Source organism: Chryseobacterium sp. S90, assembly GCF_047444895.1.
Taxonomy (GTDB): Bacteria; Bacteroidota; Bacteroidia; order Flavobacteriales; family Weeksellaceae; genus Chryseobacterium.
The window spans coordinates 163,285-177,956 of record NZ_JBLGCX010000003.1 but is presented as its reverse complement, the minus strand read 5'-3'; the positions used below and the strand labels follow the sequence as shown (position 1 = coordinate 177,956).

The following is a 14,672-nucleotide window of genomic DNA, read 5'->3' as shown; positions in this document are numbered from 1 at the left end:
TTGTTTATATTTATCTTTCTATGGTCAGATGCAATACTTATTGTAGTGTTTGGTAGTATTCAAAATGGCTACAGACATCCCGTAATTCATTATATTTCGGTAGCTTCTCCTTTGTAAAAAGGGAAAACCATATTGCTTCTTGTATTAGTATTTCTTACTTCGTAGTCAACCTGTATCAAAACTTCTCCCTGAAGCTCTTCCTGAGTATCAATTTCGATACTTAGAATATTGATTCTGGGTTCATGATATAAAATAGCACGCTCCACGATTCCTTTCATTTGGGTAATCAGCGTTAAGTCCAGAGGTTTAAAGAGCATATCCTGCAAGTCACACCCGTAATTTGGGAACATGACACGTTCGCCAGGGCGTGTTGACAATAAAATCTTAAGGCTGTTATTGATGTCTTCCACATCTGTGGTCATGGCCAGTTTTCCTTCAGTTTCGTTAAACTCAGGCGGAAAACTCCAGCCTGTTCCTAAAAAATCTGTATTTATTTTCATACGTTAATTTGTTATATTGAATGTTCACATCCTGCATCTGTAGCATAGAGTTTTGGTTATTCTAACCGTTTTTGTTATTGATGTTCTACATTTTTACTTTTAGTCGGAGCTTATCTATAGGGGAGCTTATGATTGTGTTAAAAGCCGCCTTCAATATTATCCGCCTATTAAAACAGTAGCTTCCCCTGCGGTTATCACCCCTCCATGAGCGGTAGAATCGCCCATTCTTGCGGCAGGTTTCCCACCTATCAAAACACTTGAAGATCCTGACGCAATGGTATCCGGTGGCCCGGTACATACTGCTTTGTCTCCCTGTCTTGCTGCAGGCATTCCGCCGATAAGCACTGTGGGTTCTCCTGCCGGCATTATAGGCCCTCCTACATGGGGAACATTTCCCGTTACCATAGGACAGGTATGCATATCTGTAATTCTTGCTGCCGGTTTCATGAGTATTAATTAATTTTAACTTGAGATCCTTTTACTACTGTTACTGCTCCTGATTTAAGCTCTGAGCCGGAACTGCCTTCTGCTTTGAATTGAGCACTTGCTTTTACATTGATATTGGTTCCTTCCATATTAATGTCTCCTTTTGCTTTGATTTTAATGTCTTTTCCGCTTTCCATACTGATACCGTCTTTATTAAGGGTAAGAGTATTAGAATGCTCATCTTTTATTGTAATGACATCGGCATCTTCGTCTACAATCACTTTTTTACCTTTTGGTGTTTCCAGTGTGTACGAAATTTTGTCGTCATTAAAAATCATTTTCATTTCGCTTCGGGTAACAAATCCTTTTTCGTGATTATCATCTGAAGCTACAATAGGAGCTGGTTTTGCACTGCTGTTCAACATTCCAAGTACAACGGCATCATTAGGATCATCATTAATAAATCCGATGATCACCTCATCTCCGATTTCCGGTCTGAAGAATGATCCTCTGTTTTCTCCGGCATCAAGGGTAGCAATACGTGCCCAGATTCCTTCTTCCTCGCTATTAATGATAGGAATCTGTACCAGAATTCGGTCTTCTCCGTCAGGATCAGATTCCAGTTGTGATACTACTCCTACATGCAATCCGCTTATGGCAGGCATAATTCCTGCGCCTGGCTTTTCGCTTACATCATAGGTTTCTGAGAACCATGTTGGAGAAAGTCCGAATTGAGCATCCACCAGCCAGTTTCCTTCGGCGATTTCATGACGGACACCGGTTACGTATATTTTCCCGTTGAATCGGTTTCCTACTCCTTCTAGTGTTAACGAAACTCCTGGTTTGGCATCCGGGATTCCCTGAAATTGTACTCTTCCTCTTGTTTTGGCCAGTTGCTGGAAAGTTGCTTTGGCATCACTCCATTCCTGCAGCTCACTTTGAGTAAGATTTCCACCATGTTTAAGCTGCAGGTCTTCAATTCCGAAGACATCTGCCAAATCACCTGATGAAAGGTTTCCATTGAGGTTAATCGCCGGATCTTTAGCTTCCACTTCTGTCAGTTCCTGATCGGTATAGCTCCATGTTTTGGCAGTAATTTTACTGAACTGGTCTCTGGCATCAATTTCTCCATCAAATTCATGTACAGATGATCCATAAACCACTGTTTCTACAGTTTCACCACTAAAATCAGGTTTAGTAATTTTAATAGTTCCATCTTCAACGAAACAAAGTTTACCGTTTGCCTGCGCTCTGGTTAGCATAAAATCCCAATCAGAAGCCTGATACTGCACCAATTCCTTGTGTGAATTTGAAGTAGCTTCCACATCGGCAGTAAGCCCGTTATTACTGATGAGTTCTTCCATGACATCACTGTCTGTACTTTCGTAGAAGTACTTACTTTTTCTTCCTAAGGTCATTTTTACAGCCTTATCTCTGCATTCTATGATGAGGTAAGAAGAACCGTTTCTGATTTTTATGTTGTGCTTTACCACAACTCCTTTAAAGATGGTTTCCTCTTCGGAATGGTATCCGGCGGTAATCTCAATTTCTTTTCCGGGAATTAACAGATCTTCATTACTGAGCTTGAAATCCTGCTCCGGTACGCTTCCGTCTAAAATAACAATGCGGGCATAAGGAATTCTGTTGACTTCTTTTTCCACGACAATGCTTTTCACCCCGTACTTCCCCGGCAGTTCTGTTCCTCCAGACATCACCTTATGGGTGACTAAATCTGGATTTTTTGCTGTTTGTATGTATCCGCTATTATTCATATTATGAAACTTTTTCTAATGGCGGAAAGAATAATTCCTGTCCTGGTTTTAGCTGTCTGAAATTAACAAGGTTATTCACTTTGGCTACCTCCAGATAGTATTTGGAGTCTCCATAAATTCTTTCGGTCATTAATGTCAGTGTATCTCCTGCTTGTACTGTTCTTTTATGGGTAAGATCGGGAGAACTCTGTTTTTTTTCTGCTGCTTCTAACTTGGGACTTATTGATTCACTGAATTTTGCTTTTCCTATAGCTCTTAAAGGCTGTCCTTCATTGTCAAACAACTTATATTCTACAGTAAATTCTGCCAGTACTCCTTTAAATTCAAAGTCTCCCCAATTAAGAATAACGTTATAAGGTTTATGTATAGGACCTGAAACCTGGCCTGTAGCCTTATAAAAAGCATCAACCTGATCTTTTACAGATGTCTTTTTAAAAGCCTTACCTTTAATTTTATTGATAAGCTTAATACCGGAATTCGCTTCTGTGACTCCTGTCCCATCAAATAGAAATTCTAATTGCAAATCAGTTGAAGGTGACGCTACATATTTTAAATCGGTTTTAGCTGTTCCTGGTGCCTGACCGGGTTCAAGTTCCGTTTTATAGGTTACAGAATACCCTGTAGGATTAATAAAAGCTTTAAAAGCGCCATTCTGAATTCTTTTTTCATAATCAGAATCTTTGTATGTTCCGATAGTCAGTTTTTGAATTGCTCCTCTCATTATCTTTCTTTTTTACGTTGTTCTATCTTTGCTGCCTGCTCTACACTTTCACTGATTGCACGCATAAGCAGTGCCTCATCTACCGATGCGGCAGTCGTTGCAGCTGCTGCTTTTTCGTCCACATTTATTTTAATGTGAAGCTCTTTTATTTCTATTGGCATTTCGTTTGTTTTTTAATCGATCATTAATATTCAAAACACTAATAACCAATGATTTAATATGTTCATTTTTAAAAATCCAAGCACATGAAGGGTGTGTTCAGTCTCTGTTATAGACCAATCTGTTGTTTTTTATGAAAAAAGATTTTGGTAAAATTTATCTTTAAACTAACACACGTTCAGGTGCTTAGATTTGATTTAGAAATTACAAGCCTAAGCTTGCTAACGATGAGGGTATTGTGAAATATCTATATTTCAGTTCTATTGTTTCAATAGCAAGTTTGCTTTCTTCTGCGTTGAATTCTGATACTTCCCATCTTACGGGGTATGCTCCAACTACATTCCAAACCATTAAGGGTGCTGTAGACTGAATTCCTCCTGAAAGAGTAATGATCAGGTCTCTGGGTTCAAACTGGAAGTTTTCCATCGCATTTCTGCACCAGCTTATCAATCCGGAACTTACGATTAACCCACGTTTAAGAACCAGATTAGGATATTTGGGCCTCAAAGGAAGTTGGTGTGTAAACCTGTTTTCGCCTCCTTCGGCATATTCTTCAGTTCCAATTTCTGTTGATAAACCAGATATAGATTGAAATCTGGAGTCAATACCCTCTGTTGTTGAAATCCCGTTAACAATAAAAGAGAAACTGGTTGGAGGATATAAAACTGCCATGATTAGTTATTTTCAATAGTTAATCCTTCGTGTGCAATTTCAAGCGTTTCAATAGCCACCTCATTACCTTCAGCTTTCAGATCCGTTGACTGTAATTTAAGAGGGAATGCATTTTTCACTTTCCAGGTTACTGCAGGAGCTCCTGTTTCATCTAAAAGGGAGATCGTGATAGATCTGCGCTCTACTGTACTTAGCTGAATACTCTGGAACCAGTCGAAATATTCGTTATCTGTTTTGAAAGTTCCTCTTTTTAAAGTGATGTTACTGAAACTTTTCATTCCAGGCATTTTAATCTTACTAAAATCAGGGCTTGCACCGTGTCTGTACTCAATTAAAGCTGCTTCAACATTTAATCCGCTGACTTCCTGAAAACCTACTTTTGTTCCGCCCCAATCTACTTCAAAGGCAAACTTTACTAATGGATATGTACTCATAATGTATTTATTTTTAGTTGTTATTTAATTTAGCTTATGCTTCCTGTAATTTGTGTGAAAAACGTAGTACGATAAATTCAGCAGGACGTACTGCAGCCATACCGACTTCAATAATCATTCTTCCTTCTAAGATATCCTGAGCCGACATTGTTTTGTGTAAACCAACGCTTACGTAATAAGCTTCTTCCGGCTTGCTCCCTGCTAATGCACCGTCTCTCCACTGCTGATCAAGGAAATTTTCGATCATGGCCTGTACACGAACCCATGTATTGGCAGTATTCGGTTCAAAAACGAAACGTTCTGTTGCTTTCTTCACAGATTCTTCTACCATATTGAAGAAACGACGTACTGGTACATATCTCCATTCGTTACTGTTTCCGTCTAATGTTCTTGCACCCCAAACTAAGGTTCCTTTTCCTGTAAAAGTTCTGATCGCATTGATTGATTTTCCTGCTACTGCATCTACGTTAAGACCATCCTGCACTTCATTGGAAATTTTTACAACAGGCGCCAGTACGTTGCTGATTGCTAAGTTAGCCGGTGCTTTCCATACTCCTGAAGTGCTGTCTACTTTGGCATAAATTCCGGCAATAGATGATGATGGAGTCAATACTACTCTTTTAGATTCAATCTCCTTTTTAGCTTGATTATACAGCACTGAACTTTTTGATTTCAACCATGCTAAGTTGTTTTCATTCTGAGGCATTGTAACATCTACAAGCGCTCCCGCAGCATTTAATTCTTTATAGCTTTCGATTTTAACATCTTTATCATCAAAGCTATAGCTTAACACTGTTTCTAATTTTGGATAATAGGCAGCTCCATATTTTAATCCTGCAGCATCTACTCCGGCTCTGAAAGCAGCAGCATCTGCAAAAACATCCATAATAACGAATCTGTCTTTCAAATCTTCTGCCTGATCCAAAGCTTTATTGTATAATTTGTAAGCATCTGCTCCTAAAACTTCCGCATCCGGGAAAACAATAAGTGTTGGCTCATCTTCTTTTTCCAATGATTTTAATCCGAACCATAAACCGCCGGCAACTGTTTCTGTTCCTAAGGCAGGAGTCTTTTCATAGTTATCTACTGACACAATATAGCAAGGTCCTCCACCGTTAGCAAAATACATTTGCATAGCATAATGCATTTTATAAGGGCTTAGCTTGGTGTTGTCTACTTTTGCAGTTACAACAGTATCTTCAATCGTAACAGAGAACGCTGTTTTTTCATCTTTTGCTCCTCCGAAAATTGTTTCGTATTCCAACATAGAAGAGATTCTTGTCGGTTCATTTCTTGGTCCTTTATCTGTATGTCCGATAAAAGCAGGAATAGCTGTTTCTACTTGCGCTACAGATGGTGGGAATTTCGCAATTTCTTCTACGTAAACTCCAGGTGTTTTGTAATTCATTTTTTGTAAATTTTAAAGTTAATGTTAGTTATTTTCAATAGTTAATCCTTCGTGTGCAATTTCTAAGGTTTCGATAGCCACCTCATTACCTTCAGCTTTCAGATCTGTTGACTGTAATTTAAGAGGGAATGCATTTTTCACTTTCCAGGTTACTGCAGGCGCTCCTGTTTCATCTAAAAGAGAGATGGTAATAGATCTGCGCTCCACTGTACTTAGCTGAATACTCTGGAACCAGTCGAAATATTCATTATCTGTTTTGAAAGTTCCTCTTTTTAAAGTGATGTTACTGAAACTTTTCATTCCAGGCATTTTAATCTTACTAAAATCAGGGCTTGCACCGTGTCTGTACTCAATTAAAGCTGCTTCAACATTTAATCCGCTGACTTCCTGAAAACCTACTTTTGTTCCGCCCCAATCTACTTCAAAGGCAAACTTTACTAATGGATATGTACTCATAATTTATTTTAATTTTATTGTTATTTAATTGATTTTATGCTTCCTGTAATTTGTGTGAAAAATTGAGTACGATAAATTCAGCAGGACGTACTGCAGCCATACCGATCTCGATATTCATTCTTCCTTCTAAAATATCCTGAGCCGACATTGTTTTGTGCAAACCAACGCTTACATAATAAGCTTCTTCCGGCTTGCTCCCTGCTAATGCACCGTCTCTCCACTGCTGGTCAAGATAATTTTCGATCATTGCCTGTACACGAGTCCATGTATTAGCAGTATTCGGTTCAAAAACGAAACGTTCTGTTGCTTTCTTCACAGATTCTTCTACCATGTTGAAGAAACGACGTACAGATATATATCTCCATTCGTTACTGTTTCCGTCTAATGTTCTTGCACCCCAAACTAATGTTCCTTTTCCTGCAAAAGTTCTGATCGCGTTGATTGATTTTCCTGCTACCGCATCTACATTAAGAAGCTCCTGTTCTTTATTGGAGATTTTTACTGCCGGTACATCTACCAGGCTAAGTCCCAAATTAGCTGGTGATTTCCATACTCCGGAAGTACTGTCTACTTTGGCATACACTCCTGCCATTGCTGATGATGGAGCTAGTACTACCTGTTGAGACTCAATTGCTGTTTTAGCCTGATTATATAATTCTGAATTTTTTAATTTCAATTCTGCTAAATTTTTAATACCAGCAGCGCCCGTAACTAAAACATTAGCTTCATTAAAATCATAACTCAAAACCGTTTTTAATTTTGGATAATAAGCTGCTCCATAATTTAAGCCCTTAGCTTTTACTTCTTTTCTAAAAATAGTATCATTTCCAAGAACATCCATGATAACGAATCTGTCTTTCATAGATTCCGCCTGATTCAAAGCACTATTGTATGCAGAATAGGCCTCAGTAATAAAAGAATCTATGTTAGCATCAGAAACATTATCAGCATTTTCAGAAGCAAAACCAGAAATAATGTTAATAGTAGCAAGATCTTCATTATAAGCATCTGCAACAACTTTAGCAGCAGCTTTAACAGTAGCAACAGTAGCATTGGCAATAGCAGCAGCAGCTTTAGCAGCGGCTACAACATCCTGAGCAGCCTTAACAGCAGCAACTTCGCTAAGATTTCCAGGATTGGTAACTTCATAATCAGCAGCTTTAGCGACCGCAGCAGCTACAGCAGCAGCTACACTAGCACCGTCAACAGCGTTTGAAACGGCTTTAGCAGCAGCTTCAGCAGCAACAGCTACATTCCTATTATCCATGGAAGCTTGAAAAGCATCGTCTGCCGCAATAACTTCAGCAGCAGTGGCAACCAAACCTTGAAGATCCGGGAAAACGATAAGAGTAGGTTCGTCTTCTTTTTTTAGTAATTCAAGACCATATAATAAAGTTCCGGCTTCTGTTGTAGAAGTTCCAACGGTTACCTGATCATTGTAACCTCCTACCGAAACAATATAGCAAGCCCCACCACCATTGGCAAAATACATCTGCATAGCATAATACATTTTAAAATCGCTTATTTTAGGTTGTATTGCTGTGACAGCACCATCTTTGAAAGCTACAGCGAAGATTTCCGGATTTGCTTTTCCAAAAAGTTGTTCATACTCCAACATCGAAGCAATTCTCGTTGGTTTATTTTTCGGTCCATCCGCTGTATATCCAATAAAAGCAGGGATAGCCGTTTCAACTTGCGCTACGGAAGGCGGAAATTTTCCTTGTTCCTCCACGTAAACTCCAGGGGTTTTGTAATTCATTTTTAAAAAATTTTACGTTAATATTAATTATTCCTCGAAGTAGAACTTCGGGTATTTATTCGTGATTGATTTATTGATTGTATGGTTTAGAATTGTTGCAATTTGTGTGAGAACTTGAGTACAATAAACTCTGCAGGACGCACTAATGCTATTTTAAGATCAACATTCATAATAGTAGTGCCTTCTACTCCCTTAACTGTTACTTCGTAAGCTTCTTTCGGAGTGCTGCCTGCCAATGCACCTTCCATCCATTGCTGATTAAGAAAGTTTTCCAACATTGTTTTTGCACGTAGCCATGTGTGGGGAATATTAGGCTCATTAATAAACCTGTCGAGTGCTTCTGTTATCGCTTGTCTGATCATATTATGATAGCGGCGTACATGTACATACTTCCATTCATTATCTTTCCCTTCACTATTTTTATCTTTCCCTTCAAGAGTTCTGGCTCCCCAGATCAAAGTTCCTTTTCCTGTAAAAGTTCTGATTGCATTGATTGATTTTCCGAATGGATCTATGTTTAAAGCAGCCTGTTCCTGATCGGAAATTTTTTCTGTCGGAACAAGCACATTGCTGATATTCACATTTGCCGGAGCTTTCCACACACCTCTTACACTGTCTACTCTACCGTATGCCCCTGCTATAGCTGATGATGGCGGTAAAACAACTTTTAACGACTGTATTTCTTTTTTTACCTGATTATATAATGCAGAATTAGAGAATTCCAAATTTTTAAGCGTAATTCCGTCTGCATCTCCTTTTTCATCTTTTACTTCGAGAATTGCAGTTTTTAATGCAGTAAACTCTCCAGTGAAATCAGGTGCATTTTCATCCGAATCATCAGGGATCATAAAATCATCTATTGTTCCATCATAAATGGCTTCCAACACAATCTTTGCTTCAGAAACGGCAACTGTTAAAGCATTCTTTTTGTCACCTGCATCAGCATTGTCATTCACTTCTTCTGCTATCGCAATAGCCTGATCTAATAAATCAGCAAGAACGTAAGCGTCGGCAGATCCGGTTGAGATTTCAGCACTTGCCAGACTTTTTAATTCATCTAAAGCAGCGGTCTCACCTGCATAAAAAAGAGTACTGTCTTGTCCTGGCTTTTGTAAACCAGTATGTATTATAGGAGTTTGAGTTTCATCAAAAGTATAATTCAAAATAGTTTTTAAGTGAGGGAAGTAAGCTGCTCCATGATTGGTTGTGCTTATATTATTTCTAAAAGCTTCAATAGTGGTAAGATTGTTTGATTTGGTGACAGAATTACCGTAGTAAGTGTCCAGTATAACAAATCTGTTTTTCGTCTCATCTTTTGCTTTATCAATGGCCTGATTATAAATGTTATAAAACTCAGATTCATTGGTTAGCGAAATAGCATCAGGGAAAATAATAAGAATCGGTTCTGTAATATTTTTATGATCAATTTTATTGAGTCCTGCTTCCAATGAGGATAATTGTACTTCTGCTGAGGTATAATCCCCTACGGAGATGATATAACACGGTCCGCCGCCATTGGCAAAATACATTTGCAGTGAATAATACATTAAAAACTGTACCTGAGGTGCTATAATAGTTGCTCCCTGGCCTTCTACATCTTTTAGCTGGATATTTTCCTTTTTTGCTTTTCCGAAATATTGTTCATATTCTAAAAGAGAACTGATTCTGAAGGGCTCATTATACCCGGCAGGAAGTAGTTCAGTATACCCAATAAACGCTGGCATAGCTGTGTCTATGTAGGCAACTGAGTATGGAAGTTTTGTAATTTCTTCAACAGAAACACCTGGTGTTGCTGGATTTAACATGTTTAAAAATTTAAAGGGTTATTAGTTTTTAGTTTTTGCTTTTATGATTAATCAACTTTAATACTTTGTATATTAACATCATTAATTAATGTAACAGGAACCACATCCTTGGCCGCAATTTTTATCACACTGATTTTATATAAAGCAGAAGGCATTATTTTTCCGCCTAATAATCCCCAGACGTAACTTAGCTGTTCAAAGGGAATGGAGTGCAGTTCGATTCTGAAACTGAAGTTATTTTCCGGTTTAAGATCCACATATTCCAGAACATTTTTTGTCTGAAATACCTCAATAACTTTTGAAATACTCAGTAAAGATTTGCTGTATGTACTTCTGTTGGCGGCAATCATCACATATAAGTTTAAGTAAGCCGGAGTACTTTCTTTATCGTATCGGACCGGATTGTTTTCTACCACAACCTGCTGATACCTTGATCTGTTTTTCAATGTCGATTCTTCCTCAATATTGAGCAGACTGATTACTACTTTGTTATTAATTCCTTCAGCGTTCTCATCCTGTTTTGCGATGTCATCAACAACAGCAATTTCGATTTCGCCAGGAACGTTAGGATCCCATAAACCATCCGGAGCATTTAGCTGATTTTTTAAAACTGTTAATACTTTATTAATCATAATTTCTGTTCTTAATTATTATGGTGCAAACATACAATCACGCCCCCTCAAAAGACAAATATTTTGAGGCCTCAATACAGTCTTTGCAGTAAATAGGATTTTCATTCTTATAGAAAAAAATCAAAAACAATACAGATATACAACTGAAAACAAGCACATTAAAAACAATATTGAAAAATTAAATTTTAGTCCTTAGATTTCCCTTGTCGAATTATGACTTAATTTTCGTCTGCCAATTGAGTATCATTCTGTTTTTAAAAACTATCATATTTCAACATAAAATTGTCCATTCATTAAATGACCATTTTTAGTTATACCAGATTTTCTGAATTGTAAATAATCAAATACTAAAATTGATTGTCCAAAGTATCAGTCTCTAAAAAACAATATGCTTTTTGATTAGAAGTACCAAGTTTTTTTGTACTGGCAATTTCTAAAAACTGCAAACCTGCATCATCAGGAAATGATTTTTGTCTTTTACTGCAAAGACAGAATAGAGCGGCCTTATCATTCGCAAAATAGTATCTCTTCTTTCTAATTTTGACCCAATAATTTTAAAAACTTTAATCATATGAATATTAAAAATCTTTTCAGCAAGCGCAATGAAATCATTGAAGGCCATTTTAACGAACTACGCTCAAAACTGGGTGCAGCCAATCAAAATGAAGAAGCTATTTTCTCTTTAAGAGAAGAAATCTGTAATGCATGTCCTTTAAAAAACGGCAACAACTGCAACGCGATGAAATGGCTTAATCCAGATACACTGGAAGTTGTAGACGGTCCAAAAGATGGATTTATCAGAGGCTGCGGATGCAGATTGAGTGCTAAGCAGAGATCCAGATTTAGTCTTTGCCCTGCAGGTTTTTGGGGTGGAGAATTCGACCAAAAGTAAAACATTTGACGATTCCCGATATTTTATAATGTAAACTTATTTAATGTGAAGCAAGATCATATCATTCAGAAAATTTTTGTTGAAATCACCGTAAACAACAAAGCAAAAGCATTGAGTATAAAAGATGATATTAATAGCTTTTTGTCTATTGATGTTTTTCCGGAAATTGAAAATCATATCAAAGCTTTAGAATATAAATTAGCCGGTCATACCCTGCAGATTCCTCGTTTAGAATTAAATGTAGATGTAAAAAGCAGTGCATTAAATATTGAGTTAAAAGATAAAATAGCTGAACTTTTTAAAGAAGAACTGGCAGAAATTACCAAGCCCCTTGAAACGTCCTCTCAGGAAACAGAAAATGATGCTAAAGTCTATCTGATAGATGATCAGGAAAAGATCATCAAGGCTTTCCTCCATTTTTTAGAAAAAGGAACTATGCCTTGGTGGAATTCACAGAGCAATAGCATGGCTTTTTTGGAATCAACGGTTTTTGACCGCATTATTTCGTCCGGAAGCTTTCAAAAAAGCATTTTGCCTGCTTTATCAAAAGAAAATGTCCGAAATCGAATAATCAATCAGCTTTCCGATGAGCACATTGCACAGTTGTGTCTGGCGATTTTGAAAAACAAAGAGTTGAACATTAACCTGGAGACTGATACAATACGTCATCTGTCGAAACTGAATCATACGGATAGAATTGCAATATGGCGCTTGGTATTCAATGTAATATCGGAGTGTTTGAATACATCTAATAACCATCTCAGGGAGTATCTTTTACAAGAAATTTCAACAAAAAAACAGATTAGCTTATCAACAACAAAAAGCAATCATCAAAACAGGAAAACACTAGTTAAGATATTCCCTTTTATTTCAGAAAATGAAATTTCAGAAAGTCTCAAAACGAATACAGCAGATCAACCTGAACATGTGAAAACTGTAATAGAATCCATCCAGGAAAGTGTAATCCAGGATGAGGGACAATATATTCAGAATGCAGGGCTTATTTTGATCCATCCATTTATCAGAACCCTGTTTGAACATTGTGAACTTATTGATCCCAAAACCCAGCAGCTCACAGATCCTGAATTATGTGCCCATCTATTGCATTATATCGCTACCGGAAAAACAAATGCTCCTGAATACGACATGATTTTTGAAAAATTCCTGTGTAATATTCCGATGCATCAACCGATTAACAGGCATATTAAGCTTTCACGTAAGCATAAAACGCAGGCTAAAAATGTTATAGAAAGTGTACAGCATAACTGGGCTCCCATGAAAAAATCATCTGCAGCATTATTACAGAACGAGTTCTTCCAGCGGCCAGGGAAATTAGTTATTACTGACGCTGATTACACGCTTACTGTAGAACGAAAAACACAAGATATTCTTCTTGAAAAGCTCTCATGGGGAATTGGTCTCGTAAAGCTCCCGTGGCATAAAAAATTCATATTTGTAAACTGGTAATAACAGGTTACATTTTCTAATATTCTGAAACTTTCCAATCTCTAAAGTTGCTGATTTTATATGAGCAATACCCCCATTGCAACCCTATTAATTCAAAATAAGCTTATGAAATCTCCTATTAACCATGAAGAACCATCATTAATAAAAACAAAAATTAATGAAAAAGCAGAAATAGTCAATCCAATATTTCAATCCAATACTGTAAATCATCATTCTTTAAATGAAGAAATGAAATGGTTACAATCCCTTATTGAAAAGCGATGCAAAGAATTATTTCTGGAAGATGAGACAGAATTAAATATTGGTTATGAAATACCTGAACCTCCAAAATCAGACGATCAATCTCCTTATTCGGTTACAGTAAACATCCATCAGCTTACCGTTGTAGACAGAATAATCTTAGCACTGGGGATTGCTTCGGCTCATTATCCGTCCGTCCTGAAAACATTTGTGCAGATAGAAGAAAGCAGTAATGCATTTGCTATTGAAGCGGGTGGTGAGTATGATAAAATTAGCCGCAGCTTTAAACCCACTTTTCAAACCGCACTTTTTTTGCTGGCAGGTAAAGATCTATCACTGTGGTCAGAATATGGTGCACAATTCATCAATGGCAGTGTCCTGTTGAAAAATGACATTATTTACAACCGTTCTTCAACAGAATTTATTCATGGGAAGATTGAATTGGATACCGCTTATCTCAATTATTTTTTATCGGGTCAAAAGCCACAACTAGATCATGGTTCTTATTTTCCCGGCAGGCTTTACAAATCTGATCTCACCATGGATGATATTATTTTAGAAGATAATGTGAGGGAACAGATAAAGCCCATCGGACATTATATAAAAGCATTGGAAAACGGCTTTTTCAAAACCAGTGAACATAGCTTTAAACCAGGTTTCATTGCTTTATTCTATGGTACACCGGGAACGGGAAAAACAATGCTGGCCGGAATTCTTGCCAATGCATATGGGATTGATATGTATCACGTAGATCTTTCACAAGTGGTGAGCAAATATATTGGTGAAACTGAGAAAAATCTTGAAGTGCTATTCAACAGGCTGCAGGGTAAAAACTGTATGTTGTTTTTTGACGAAGCTGATGCTTTATTTGGAAAACGTTCTGATGTAAAAGATGCTCATGACCGCTACGCCAACCAGGAAGTTTCGTATTTATTGCAGCGAATTGAAAAATTTGACGGATTAACAATTCTTGCTTCCAATTTTGAAAACAATATGGATGATGCTTTCAAGCGCCGTATCGATATCTCTGTCAATGTAATACGACCGACAGAAATTACAAGAAAAGCCCTTTGGGAGCATTATTTACCTCAAAATATAACTTTTGAAAGTGAGGAGCTTTTACAACATTTAACCAAAGAGTACGCTTATACCGGTGCTAATATCCGAAACATTATGAAAAATGTAGCGATGGCATTACATGACCGTAATGAAACCTATATTACCTATTCATTAATAAGCACTTATCTAATGATAGAAAATGAAAAGGCTTTTGGAAAAAATCAATCCCGTCTCAGCCCATTTGTACCAAAATCAGAATAAACCCTTAGC

Annotated in this window: 15 protein-coding genes; 3 read left to right on the top strand and 12 right to left on the bottom strand. The window is 37.3% G+C overall.

Features of this window, described 5'->3' with window-relative positions; genetic code table 11:
• Positions 1-89 precede the first annotated feature (89 nt).
• The 12 genes from ACLMCG_RS10755 to ACLMCG_RS10700 form a co-directional block, all read right to left on the bottom strand.
• A complete protein-coding gene (locus ACLMCG_RS10755) occupies positions 90-500 on the bottom strand; it encodes a GPW/gp25 family protein (protein WP_047421513.1) in 411 nt (136 codons plus the stop codon).
• A 156-nt stretch (positions 501-656) separates the two neighbouring features.
• On the bottom strand, positions 657-947 hold the full coding sequence (locus tag ACLMCG_RS10750) for a PAAR domain-containing protein (protein ID WP_047421512.1): 291 nt from the start codon (positions 945-947) through the stop codon (positions 657-659).
• A 5-nt stretch (positions 948-952) separates the two neighbouring features.
• Positions 953-2,698, bottom strand: coding sequence for a type VI secretion system tip protein VgrG (gene vgrG, locus ACLMCG_RS10745; RefSeq protein ID WP_223599587.1), 1,746 nt, complete (start codon positions 2,696-2,698; stop codon positions 953-955).
• Position 2,699: 1 nt separating this feature from the next.
• On the bottom strand, positions 2,700-3,419 hold the full coding sequence (locus ACLMCG_RS10740) for a CIS tube protein (protein WP_413959536.1): 720 nt from the start codon (positions 3,417-3,419) through the stop codon (positions 2,700-2,702).
• Positions 3,419-3,580, bottom strand: a complete 162-nt coding sequence (locus ACLMCG_RS10735) for a DUF5908 family protein (RefSeq protein WP_223599585.1) — start codon at positions 3,578-3,580, stop codon at positions 3,419-3,421. The genes ACLMCG_RS10740 and ACLMCG_RS10735 overlap by 1 nt, the downstream gene beginning before the upstream one ends.
• 202 nt (positions 3,581-3,782) lie before the next feature.
• Positions 3,783-4,250 carry a phage tail protein gene (locus tag ACLMCG_RS10730; protein ID WP_047388278.1) on the bottom strand — a complete coding sequence of 156 codons (468 nt, stop codon included), beginning with the start codon at positions 4,248-4,250 and terminating at the stop codon, positions 3,783-3,785.
• A gap of 2 nt (positions 4,251-4,252) precedes the next feature.
• Complete coding sequence (locus ACLMCG_RS10725; RefSeq protein WP_047378138.1) at positions 4,253-4,684, bottom strand: phage tail protein; 432 nt, start codon at positions 4,682-4,684, stop codon at positions 4,253-4,255.
• A 34-nt stretch (positions 4,685-4,718) separates the two neighbouring features.
• Positions 4,719-6,092 carry a phage tail sheath family protein gene (locus tag ACLMCG_RS10720; RefSeq protein ID WP_413959535.1) on the bottom strand — a complete coding sequence of 458 codons (1,374 nt, stop codon included), beginning with the start codon at positions 6,090-6,092 and terminating at the stop codon, positions 4,719-4,721.
• Between the two features lie 24 nt (positions 6,093-6,116).
• Positions 6,117-6,548: a phage tail protein gene (locus tag ACLMCG_RS10715; protein ID WP_047378138.1), complete on the bottom strand. Its 432-nt coding sequence runs from the start codon at positions 6,546-6,548 to the stop codon at positions 6,117-6,119.
• A 34-nt stretch (positions 6,549-6,582) separates the two neighbouring features.
• Positions 6,583-8,307, bottom strand: a complete 1,725-nt coding sequence (locus ACLMCG_RS10710; protein ID WP_413959534.1) for a phage tail sheath family protein — start codon at positions 8,305-8,307, stop codon at positions 6,583-6,585.
• Between the two features lie 86 nt (positions 8,308-8,393).
• Positions 8,394-10,112, bottom strand: coding sequence for a phage tail sheath family protein (locus ACLMCG_RS10705; RefSeq protein WP_413959533.1), 1,719 nt, complete (start codon positions 10,110-10,112; stop codon positions 8,394-8,396).
• A gap of 47 nt (positions 10,113-10,159) precedes the next feature.
• Complete coding sequence (locus tag ACLMCG_RS10700) at positions 10,160-10,744, bottom strand: DUF4255 domain-containing protein (RefSeq protein WP_413959532.1); 585 nt, start codon at positions 10,742-10,744, stop codon at positions 10,160-10,162.
• 571 nt (positions 10,745-11,315) lie between these two features.
• Here ACLMCG_RS10700 and ACLMCG_RS10695 point away from each other — a divergent pair.
• From ACLMCG_RS10695 to ACLMCG_RS10685, 3 genes are all read left to right on the top strand, one after another.
• Entirely contained in the window at positions 11,316-11,636 is a 321-nt protein-coding gene (locus tag ACLMCG_RS10695; protein ID WP_047421505.1) for a hypothetical protein, read from the top strand.
• Between the two features lie 45 nt (positions 11,637-11,681).
• On the top strand, positions 11,682-13,103 hold the full coding sequence (locus ACLMCG_RS10690; protein ID WP_413959531.1) for a contractile injection system tape measure protein: 1,422 nt from the start codon (positions 11,682-11,684) through the stop codon (positions 13,101-13,103).
• A gap of 105 nt (positions 13,104-13,208) precedes the next feature.
• Positions 13,209-14,663, top strand: coding sequence for an ATP-binding protein (locus ACLMCG_RS10685; protein ID WP_413959530.1), 1,455 nt, complete (start codon positions 13,209-13,211; stop codon positions 14,661-14,663).
• The last annotated feature ends 9 nt before the right edge of the window (positions 14,664-14,672 follow it).

What these genes read in the sequence shown, in the direction of transcription:
- ACLMCG_RS10730 (WP_047388278.1), bottom strand. Translation starts at nt 4,250, where the DNA reads ATGGCAGTTTTATATCCTCCAACCAGTTTCTCTTTTATTGTTAACGGG.
- ACLMCG_RS10710 (WP_413959534.1), bottom strand. Translation starts at nt 8,307, where the DNA reads ATGAATTACAAAACCCCTGGAGTTTACGTGGAGGAACAAGGAAAATTT.
- vgrG (WP_223599587.1), bottom strand. Translation starts at nt 2,698, where the DNA reads ATGAATAATAGCGGATACATACAAACAGCAAAAAATCCAGATTTAGTC.
- ACLMCG_RS10700 (WP_413959532.1), bottom strand. Translation starts at nt 10,744, where the DNA reads ATGATTAATAAAGTATTAACAGTTTTAAAAAATCAGCTAAATGCTCCG.
- ACLMCG_RS10725 (WP_047378138.1), bottom strand. Translation starts at nt 4,684, where the DNA reads ATGAGTACATATCCATTAGTAAAGTTTGCCTTTGAAGTAGATTGGGGC.
- ACLMCG_RS10715 (WP_047378138.1), bottom strand. Translation starts at nt 6,548, where the DNA reads ATGAGTACATATCCATTAGTAAAGTTTGCCTTTGAAGTAGATTGGGGC.
- ACLMCG_RS10750 (WP_047421512.1), bottom strand. Translation starts at nt 947, where the DNA reads ATGAAACCGGCAGCAAGAATTACAGATATGCATACCTGTCCTATGGTA.
- ACLMCG_RS10720 (WP_413959535.1), bottom strand. Translation starts at nt 6,092, where the DNA reads ATGAATTACAAAACACCTGGAGTTTACGTAGAAGAAATTGCGAAATTC.
- ACLMCG_RS10740 (WP_413959536.1), bottom strand. Translation starts at nt 3,419, where the DNA reads ATGAGAGGAGCAATTCAAAAACTGACTATCGGAACATACAAAGATTCT.
- ACLMCG_RS10735 (WP_223599585.1), bottom strand. Translation starts at nt 3,580, where the DNA reads ATGCCAATAGAAATAAAAGAGCTTCACATTAAAATAAATGTGGACGAA.
- ACLMCG_RS10685 (WP_413959530.1), top strand. Translation starts at nt 13,209, where the DNA reads ATGAAATCTCCTATTAACCATGAAGAACCATCATTAATAAAAACAAAA.
- ACLMCG_RS10695 (WP_047421505.1), top strand. Translation starts at nt 11,316, where the DNA reads ATGAATATTAAAAATCTTTTCAGCAAGCGCAATGAAATCATTGAAGGC.
- ACLMCG_RS10755 (WP_047421513.1), bottom strand. Translation starts at nt 500, where the DNA reads ATGAAAATAAATACAGATTTTTTAGGAACAGGCTGGAGTTTTCCGCCT.
- ACLMCG_RS10705 (WP_413959533.1), bottom strand. Translation starts at nt 10,112, where the DNA reads ATGTTAAATCCAGCAACACCAGGTGTTTCTGTTGAAGAAATTACAAAA.